The sequence below is a fragment of the Frankia sp. CcMO1 genome (assembly GCF_977945845.1).
Genome location: NZ_CDWTMG010000177.1, coordinates 1050 through 10501, shown reverse-complemented (window position 1 = coordinate 10501; position 9452 = coordinate 1050). Strand labels below are relative to the sequence as shown.

The window sequence follows — 9452 nt, the reverse complement described above, 5'->3', positions numbered from 1 at the left end:
CTAAGGCGACTGCCCGTCGGTGCATCCGCCGTGCGAACCGGCAGCGGGACCGGGCCGCGTGGGATGCCGCCTGGCAGCGGCACCTGTACGGCGACACCGGCACGCCGGCGCGGACGGCGACGGGGAAGGCGACGTCGCGCAAACCGCCCGCGCAGCGCGGTTCCGGCACCGCGGCGGCGGCGGGTACCGGGCAGGGATCCGCCGGTGGGACGGGGGCCGGGCTGTGCGGGCAGACCACGCAGGACGGGACGCCGTGCCAGCGCAAGGGCACGTGCCCGCCCGGCACCCATGCCCGCGGCGGTACCCGAGCCAAGGCCACGCCATGACCAGCCACACCAGCGACCACGAGAACGACGACGAGAACGACCACGCGAACGCGAGCGTCGCCTACGAGGGAGACCAGATGAGCGCCACCACCTACCCCGATCCGGAACCGACCGACGACGACAGGAACGGCAACAGGACCCACCGCGCCGACAACCCGGCGGCCCCTGACGAGGTCATCGACGCGGAGATCATTGACGAGGTCATCGGCGATGGTGGCGATGGGGCGATGGCCGCCGTGGTCGAGCTCGCGGCCCGTTTCGAGTACGGCGACCCCGCCGACGACTGGGACGACTCCGACCACGGCGCCGGCCACGGCACCGACCACGGCCACGGTACGGGTGATGACCCGACGGACGCCGATGGCGCCGGGCGGGTGGAGGTTCTGGACCCGCAGGGTAGGCCGGTGCCGGTGGACCCGCCGGGCTCGGCCCGGGTGCGGTTGGGTGACCGGATCGGCCGCGGGCACCGGCGGCCGGTGGTGCCGCTGTGGATGCGGTCGATCGCGGGTGTGACATCGGCGGCCCGGTGGGTCGGTGGGCACTACGCGCACGTGACCGCGTTCCACGCGTTCCGGCTGCCGGTGTACATGGTCCGGCTGGCCGTGCGCGCCCCGGTCGGCGCCCTGCGCGTCGTCGGCGGTGGCGTGGCGTGGCTGTTCGACTCCGAGGGCGTCCCGGTCCGGCTGGCCGCGGTGGCGCGGGCGGACGCCGAGATGTATCTGAAGCTGATCCGGCACCGGGACGCGCGGGTGCGCGCCCGGACTCTGTTGACCACGTTCGCCGCCCTGGTCGGCACGGTGATCCTGGCCGTGTTTCTGTCCGGGTTTGTGTCCGCCCCGGACCCGCTGTGGTGGGCCGTCCTGGCGGCCACGGTGCTCGCGCTCGGCGTCATCGGGTCCCCGGCGGACAAGCCGATCGCCTCACCCGCGGTGCTCGCGCCGGAGGTGGCGAAGCTGACCGCGAACATCGTGATCCGCGCGCTCGGGTCGCTCGGGATCGCGGCCATCAACCAGACGTTGGCGAAGGACCCGAAGGGCATCGCGTTCGTGGCACCGATCACCCGGGACGGTCCCGGGTGGCGGGCTGACCTGGACCTGCCCTACGGCGTGACCGTGGGCGACGTCCTGGAGCGCCGGGAGAAGCTGGCGTCCGGGTTGCGGCGCGCGGTCGGGTGCGTGTGGCCCGAACCCGCGGCCGAGGCGCACGCCGGGCGGCTGGTGCTGTGGGTCGGGGACCAGGACATGGCCAAGCTGTCGGTGCCGTGGCCGTTGGCCCGGCGCGGGAGCGTGGACCTGTTCGACCCGATCCCGGTCGGTAACGACCCCCGCGGTCGGGTGGTGCGGGTGTCGCTGATGGAGAACAACGTCCTGATCGGGTCCCTGCCCGGTGGCGGCAAGACCGCCACCGCGCGGGTGTACCTGCTGGCGGCCGGGCTGGACCCCACGAGCGAGGTGTGGGCGTTCAACCTCAAGGCGAACAACGACATCGCGTCCGCGGCGAAGTTCGCGCACCGGTACGCCGCCGGGATCGGCGACGACACGATCGAGTTGGTGCTGGCGTCGTTGCGGGACCTGAAGGCCGAGATCATGCGCCGGGCGGAGGCGATGAAGGGCCTGCCGGTCGACGTCTGCCCGGACGGCAAGGTCACCCGCCCCCTGGCCAACCGGCGCACGTTGGGCTTGCACCCGTTGGTGATGTTCGTGGACGAGTGCCAGAACCTGTTCGCCCACCCCGACTTCGGCAAGGAAGCGGGAGAACTGGCCGAGTGGTGCATCAAGCTCGGCCGCGCCCTGGGCGTCGTGCTGCTGCTGGCCACCCAGCGGCCGGACAAGAACTCGCTCCCGACCGGGGTGTCGGCGAACGTGTCGATCCGGTTCTGCCTGCGGGTGATGGGCCAGACCGAGAACGACATGATCCTCGGCACGTCGATGTACCAGAACGGGATCCGCGCCACCACCTTCCGCGCCTCCGACAAGGGCATCGGCTACCTGATCGGCGCCTCCGACGACCCGCAGATCGTCCGCTCGGCCTACGTCGACCTGCCCGACGCCGAGAAGGTCGCCGACCGAGCCCGCGCCGCCCGGATCGCCTCCGGGCGCCTGGCCGGGTACGCCGTGGACCAGACCAACCCCGGCACCACCGCCGACGGGCGCCCGGCGTCCTCGCTCCTGGATGACATCGCCGCCGTCCTGCCCGCCGGTGAGGCGAAGGTGTGGTCCGAGACGATCGTGGAACGGCTCGCGGACCTGCGGCCCGACACGTACGGCGGGTGGACGCCCGAGCAACTGTCCTCGGCGCTCAAGCCGTACGGCATCGGCACCACCCAGGTCGGGCGGCGCGTCGAAAGCGCGGACGGCAAGGTCGTCAACCGGCGCGGCATTGTCGCCGACCACATCCGCGCCGCGATCACCCAGCGCGAGACGGAGCGTGACCGGAAGCGAGACGCAAGCTGAGTCCGCGGGGCCGCTAACGCTAGCGGCCACCCCTGCTAACCGTTAGCGGCCCCGCTAGCACCACAACCCACACCTGATCAGGACGCTAGCACGCTAGCGGCCCAGGTCCCGCGCGCCCAAAACCAGCCCTGGAGACGGTATGGACCCCCACACGCTCACCGCTAGCGGCATCGCCTGGCTGTTCACACTCGGTTACCTCGCCGGGTACGCGGCACTGTGCGCCGCGTCCCCGTTCGGCCCCTGCCGACGCTGCCACGGCCAACCACCCGCCCGCCGCAAGCCGCTCACCCCCGGCCGGATCCTCGGGTCACTACTCGGCGGCTCCCCGTACCGGCGCGTGTGCCGACGCTGCCACAACCAAGGCATCCGGCTACGACTCGGCCGCCGCCTCTACCACTACCTCCGCCGACTCTCCAAGGAAGCCCGATGACCACGCCAAACCCCAGTGGCAGAACCGCCGACCTGTTCAAACCCCAGTGGCAGAACCGCCGACCTGTTCGCGGCGGTCGACGTCACCGCCGCATGGCTGAACGAGCACAACGGCACCAGCGATGCCGAGATGCTGTTGCGGATCTTAAAGGTGGCCGAGGAACTCGGCGGCCCGCGCCGCCGCATGGATCGGCACCGCGGGCCAGAACCCCCGCAAAGGCGTCACCCACACCCGTGACGACGTTGCCGCCGAACTCGGCGATGTCGTCATGACCGCGCTCGTAGCGATAGCCAGTCTCGACTACAGCCCCCGGGAGGTCATGGCAGGCATCGTCGGCAAGGTAGCGGCACGGCTCACTCTGTCACGACAGGACGCTGCCTAGTCATGGCCGCGACCAGTCGCCGGGAGCGAACCGAGCAACTGGCCCGGCACACCGGCACACCGCGCACTCTCGACCAGCTACGCGCCGACGCGTGGCGCGCCCTGGCCGAGGCCGACGCGCCGATCCAGCCCGAAACCCTCGCCGAGCGTGCGCAGATCACCGGCGGCGCCGCCGACGCCTGGCTACGCGAGTGGGCCACCGCCGGGTGCATCACCGAACACCCCGCATCCGCCGCCACACAACCCACGAGCCCCAAACCGGCGTCGCAGCGCGGATCCGATTCCCGGCACCCGCTCCTGCGGGTCAAACGCGGCAGCAAGACCCGAACCGACACGTGGCGACTGCACGCCTACACCGCCACCGACACACCCACCTGCACCCACACCCACCACCCACCGGCCCGACCCACGTTGGAGGCACCCCACATGAGCAGCACCACCACCGTCACGTACCGCGGCGGCCCGCTGAACGGGCAACCCGCCAAGGGCCGCCTGACCGGCTACCGAACCAGCACCGGCGACACCCTGCGCTACCGGCGCCTGACCGGCCCGCACCTCACCTTCCTCGACAGCGACGGCCAGACCACCCACCCGCAGACCTACTACCGGCTCGAAGACCGCGACTACGTCCACGTCGCCGTCCATGCCCGCGCCGCGGAACACGAGGAACCCACCCGGCCCGCCGCGTCCGCCGGGTCCGCTGACTCGGCGACCACCCCGGCGGACCCTGAGACCGCGGCTGAGACGGCAGCGCTGCCACCGTTCCGGGTACTGGTTACCGGCTCCCGCGCCTGGACCCACGACGTGATGGTCACCGACTTCCTTGACACCATGCTGGACGACTGCGTCCGCCGCGGGCAGCGGCTCATCGTCGTGCACGGCGCCTGCCCGCGTGGGGCCGATGCCATCGCCGACGCATGGGCCGTGATGCACGCCGCCGACGGCGTGAGGGTCGAACGACACCCGGCCGACTGGAAGCAGCGCGGCCGGGCCGCGGGGTTCGCCCGCAACACAAGCATGGTGGAAGCGGGAGCCGACCTGTGTGTGGCGTTCATCCGCGATGGCTCAGCCGGTGCCACGGACTGCGCGCAGCAGGCCGAAGCCGCCGGAATCCACGTCAGCCGCACCCTGCTCCAATCCCACCCCAGCGAGTCATCTCCGGCGCGCGGAGCGGCCGGGACCGTCCGGCGCGACGCCCTGATCCCCGCCGCCCTGACCTACGCGGCCCGCGGCTGGCACGTGTTCCCGCTACGCCCGGACGACAAGCGGCCCGCGTTCCCCGATCACGCCGAGGACCGGTGCATCGACCGGCGCGGCCAGCGCCGCGACGTGCGGTGTGCGCGGGCCGGGCGGCACGTCGGCTGGGAGGAACGCGCCACCACCGACCCGAGCAGGATCCGCCGCGCCTGGTCCGCCGCCTCATACGGGATCGGGATCGCGTGCGGCCCGTCCGGTCTGGTCGTGATCGACCTCGACATGCCCAAGCCCGACGACTACGGCCGGATGCAGGATCCGCCGGAGCCGTACCGGCTTGCCGGGATCCACGACGGCGCCGACGTGTTCGCCGTCCTGTGCGAACAGGCAGGACACCCATTCCCGTGGCACACGTTCGCCGTCAACACCGCCAGCGGCGGCACCCACCTCTACTACCAGGCACCAGCCGGTGAGCCCTTGCGCAACACCGCCGGGACGCTCGGCTGGCTGATCGACACCCGCGGCGGCGGTGGCTACGTCGTCGCCCCACCCTCCACCGTCACCGGCCGCGCCTACACCCTCGCCAGCGACGCAGACGCCCCCCTGGCGCCCCTACCGGCGTGGCTGACCCAACGGACTCACCCCTGCCCCGCTACCGCCTCAGAAGCCCGCCACGGTCGCTGTGAGCGCCCATCCCGCCGCCGGTGGGGACCGGGCCGCCGCGTACCTCGCTGCCGCCGTCAGCGAGCAGGCTCAACGGGTCGCCACCGCGACCGAAGGGCAGCGAAACCGGGCGCTGTACCTGTCGGCACTCGCGCTCGGTCAACTCATCGCCGGAGGCGCGCTCGAGTCCGACCACGTCACCACCGTTCTCAGCCACGCCGCCCGCGCCGCCGGGCTCGACGCTACCGAGACCACCAAGACCATCGCCTCCGGACTCAAGGCCGGTGCCCGCCGGCCCCGGTCCCTCGCCGAAACGCCGGCCAAGCCCACCACGCGGAAGGCAGCGTGACCATGCACCACGAGGACACCCCCGATCCGACCCCGGCCGCCGAGCGGGCCGCACACCTGCGACCCATCGGCGACGACGGCCAACCACGCCGCTGGCGTCCGGAACTGTGGGCCGCCGACGAACTGATGGGCGCGTCGTTCCCCGCGCCTAAGTGGGCCGTGCCCGGCATCCTCTGCGAGGGAGTCTCCTTGCTCGCCGGGCCACCCAAGGTGGGCAAGTCGTGGATGACTCTGGCGCTCGGCCTGGCCATCGCCTCTGGCGGGAAGGCATTCGGCCGGATCGGCGTCCGGCAAGGTCCCGTTCTGTACCTGGCCCTGGAAGACACCCCGCGACGGCTCAAGGCCCGTATGGGCAAGCTGCTCGGCACCGAACAGGCCCCGCCCGGGCTGGCCATCGCTACCGACTGGCCCACCCTGCCCGCCGGGGGAGACCTAGCGATCTGTGAATGGCTCGACGCGCATCGCGACGCGCGCATGGTCGTGCTCGACGTGTTCGCCAAGATGCGCGGGCCGACGCCGCAAGGCATGGGCGCGTACGACGCCGACTACGCCGCCGTAGGACGAGCGAAGGCCATCGCCGATGCCTACTCGATCGCGGTCGTGCTCGTGCACCACGTGCGCAAGGCAGGCTCGGATGACTTCCTCGCCGAAGTCTCCGGCACCAACGGCCTGGCCGGGGCCGCAGACGCAACCCTCGTGCTCAAACGCGCCCGCGGCCAACACGACGGCGTCCTGCACGTCACCGGCCGCGACGTAGACGAAACCGAGCACGCGCTACGGGTCGAGCCCGAAACCCGGCACTGGCTCATGCTCGACCGCCCCGCCGACGAACACGCCATCGGCGACACCCGCGCCGCCATCCTGCGGCACCTGCGCACCGTGACCGAGCCGACCAAGCCGAAGGCCATCGCCGCAGCGCTGAACCTGAACTACGAGGCCGTCAAGAAGACGTGCGCGCGCATGGCCGCCGACGGGCAACTGCGTGTTGATGCGGCCGGGCAGTACACCGCCGCCGACGGGTGGCAACAGGCCACTGTCCCCGGTGTCCCTCCTGTCCCCGGTGTCCCCGAACAGCCGTGACCAGCAGAGATGCCCGTTCCTCCAGGGACACCCGGTCGCGAGGTGTCCCCGGAACCCCATCCCGATCCGTTGCCCCGCCCGCAGTCCGAGACTTCAGCCACGGAGGGCTAAGGAATGGCAGTCGCTAAATCGCCTACGCCCATTTCCAGCGTTCGCGCCGACCTCTTGACCCTAGATCAGGTCCTGGCCGAACTCGACGTGCCGCGGTCGACATTCTTCCGATGGAAGGCGACCGGCAAGGCCCCACGCACCATCAAGTACCCGAACGGGAGTCTCCGCATTCGCCGATCAGACCTTGACGCCTGGCTCGCTGCCCACGAGGAACCGGAGGCCGCATGAACACGAGCTACGACGTGCGTGTTTATGGAATCTTGTCGAACAAGAACAAGAACCGTCCGAGCTACGTGGTCCGTTGGAAAGTCGCCGGGCGGCCCTTTCGGAAGACCTTCCTGACGAAGGCGCTGGCGGAAAGTTATCGCTCCAAGCTGATCGTTGCGCAACGTGAAGGCGTCGCGTTCGACGTCGCCTCCGGATTCCCGGAACCGCAGGCGCGCAAGCTGAACAGTCGCACGTGGCTTGTCCACGCGATGGATTTCGTGGACAGCAAGTGGGCGCACTGGTCGCCCAAGCACCGGCGGAACACAGCGGAAGCCCTGACTACGGTGACGCTCGTGTTCCTGGCTAGCGACCGCGGAGCGCCGACCGAGGATGAGATGCGGTCCGCGCTGTACGGATGGGCGTTCAACAAGGCCCGGCGCACGGCGAGTGAAGTGCCCGACGACGTCACGCGTACGCTCAACTGGCTCAAGCAAAACACGGTGAGCGTTGGTGACATGGACGACGCCGCTCTCATACGCAAGGCTCTAGACGCAATTGCCCTCACGGCAGAGGGAGGATCCGCGGCAGGATCCACGATCCGACGCAAGCGGACTGCCCTATCGAGCGCGCTCAATTACGCCGTGGAGCTTCGACTGCTCGACTCCTCCCCATTGATCCGCGTTAGCTGGATACCGCCCAAGAATGAAGACGTCATTGACCGGCGCACCGTCGCCAATCCGGCGCAAGTGCGGAACCTGCTCAAAGCCGTTCGCGGCATTGCAGGTGAATTCGAAGCGTTCTTCGGATGCCTGTATTACTCCGCGCTACGACCCGAGGAAGCTCTGCACCTGCGCGCCCATGAATTCGAACGCCCCGCCAAGCGGGGCGGTTGGGGGTGGTTCAACCTCACTGGCGCCACCGTGACCGCCGGTGAAAGCTGGACCGGCACGCCACAGGGAACCGAGGACCGGCGCCTTAAGCACCGGGCGAAAGCCGCAACTCGCCGAGTGCCGGTCCCGCCCACGCTCGTGACGCTGATGGATGCCCATATTGAGGAGTACGGCACCGGGCCGGACGGATCTTCGTCACTCAGCGGGGGCCGGGCGGCCGGTACCGGCCGACCACCGGGCGACCGTTCTCCGGCAACGCGTACACACGGGTGTGGCGCAAGGCGCGCCAGCAGGCCCTCACAGAGGCTCAGCAGGCATCGCCCCTCGCTCGGCGTCCCTATGACCTGCGGCACGCCGCTGTGTCTCTCTGGCTCAACGCCGGTGTTCCGGCCACCGACGTGGCGGAGTGGGCTGGGCACAGCGTGCACGTCCTGCTCAAGGTCTACGCCGCGTGCATCGACGGCGGAGAGGAAGCTGCGCAGCGCCGCATCGCCGCGGCCCTGCGCGGCGGCAGTCAGTCCGAGCGCGACGACACAGATACGACACAACCAGTGGTCCCGAATGAGAGTGAGTGAGACCTAGCGGGACCGGACGACAACGGCCCCCGACCGGCATACGTGCTGGTCAGGGGCCGTTTCGGGTGGTGTGGCGGGTGTAGGGTTCGAACCTACGTAGGCATCAGCCGACAGATTTACAGTCTGCTCCCTTTGGCCACTCGGGCAACCCGCCTGGCTGCTTGCGGGGCGCTCACGCGCCCCGGCAGCGGATGGCAGGATAGCAAGCCAGGAGGGGGCGATGCGCAACCACGCCCTCACGTCCGAGGAGAGCAGCGAGGAGCTTCGCGTGGCCAGCGAGTCGTCGTTCGACGTCGTGAGCAAGGTCGACCGGCAGGAGGTCGACAACGCCCTGAACCAGGCGGCGAAAGAGGTCTCGCAGCGGTACGACTTCAAGGGTACCGACGCGGGAATCGCCTGGAGCGGTGATCACATCGTGATGCGGGCGAACAGCGAGGACCGGGTGAAGGCCGTCCTGGACGTCTTCCAGACCAAACTGATCCGGCGCGGCATCTCGCTCAAGGCCGTCGACGCTGGCGAGCCCAAGCCATCGGGCAAGGAGTACCGCATCGAGGCCGGCATCAAAGAGGGCCTGAGCCAGGAGAACGCCAAGAAGATCGGGAAGATCATCCGGGACGACGGGCCGAAGGGCGTCAAGACCCAGATCACGGGTGACGAGCTCCGGGTCACCAGCAAGTCCCGCGACGACCTGCAGTCCGTTATAGCTCTGCTGAAGGACGCCGACCTCGACGTCGCGCTCCAGTTCGTGAACTACCGGTGACCCTTCCGGTGACCGTTCCGGCGGACTGAGTCGC

General features: G+C 70.1%; 6 protein-coding genes, 1 tRNA gene and 1 pseudogene. 7 read left to right on the top strand and 1 reads right to left on the bottom strand.

Annotated elements, in window-relative coordinates:
- The 6 genes and pseudogenes from AC08OU_RS17970 to AC08OU_RS17945 form a co-directional block, all read left to right on the top strand.
- A pseudogene (locus AC08OU_RS17970) lies at positions 1 to 326 on the top strand (hypothetical protein); the annotation flags it as partial.
- Complete coding sequence (locus tag AC08OU_RS17965) at positions 323 to 2779, top strand: cell division protein FtsK (protein ID WP_476605366.1); 2457 nt, start codon at positions 323 to 325, stop codon at positions 2777 to 2779. The pseudogene AC08OU_RS17970 and the gene AC08OU_RS17965, both read left to right, overlap by 4 nt.
- 139 nt (positions 2780 to 2918) lie before the next feature.
- Positions 2919 to 3209 carry a hypothetical protein gene (locus AC08OU_RS17960; protein WP_476605365.1) on the top strand — a complete coding sequence of 97 codons (291 nt, stop codon included), beginning with the start codon at positions 2919 to 2921 and terminating at the stop codon, positions 3207 to 3209.
- A gap of 384 nt (positions 3210 to 3593) precedes the next feature.
- Positions 3594 to 6875, top strand: a complete 3282-nt coding sequence (locus AC08OU_RS17955) for a bifunctional DNA primase/polymerase (RefSeq protein WP_476605364.1) — start codon at positions 3594 to 3596, stop codon at positions 6873 to 6875.
- A 114-nt stretch (positions 6876 to 6989) separates the two neighbouring features.
- Positions 6990 to 7214 (top strand): helix-turn-helix transcriptional regulator, encoded by a 225-nt coding sequence (locus tag AC08OU_RS17950; protein WP_476605363.1) that lies wholly within the window; start codon positions 6990 to 6992, stop codon positions 7212 to 7214.
- On the top strand, positions 7211 to 8665 hold the full coding sequence (locus AC08OU_RS17945) for a tyrosine-type recombinase/integrase (RefSeq protein ID WP_476605362.1): 1455 nt from the start codon (positions 7211 to 7213) through the stop codon (positions 8663 to 8665). Before AC08OU_RS17950 ends, AC08OU_RS17945 begins: the two co-directional genes overlap by 4 nt.
- Before the next feature lie 64 nt (positions 8666 to 8729).
- Here AC08OU_RS17945 and AC08OU_RS17940 read toward each other — a convergent pair.
- Positions 8730 to 8812 (bottom strand) — tRNA-Tyr (locus AC08OU_RS17940).
- A gap of 66 nt (positions 8813 to 8878) precedes the next feature.
- Here AC08OU_RS17940 and AC08OU_RS17935 point away from each other — a divergent pair.
- Positions 8879 to 9418, top strand: a complete 540-nt coding sequence (locus AC08OU_RS17935) for a YajQ family cyclic di-GMP-binding protein (protein WP_476605361.1) — start codon at positions 8879 to 8881, stop codon at positions 9416 to 9418.
- Positions 9419 to 9452 lie beyond the last annotated feature (34 nt).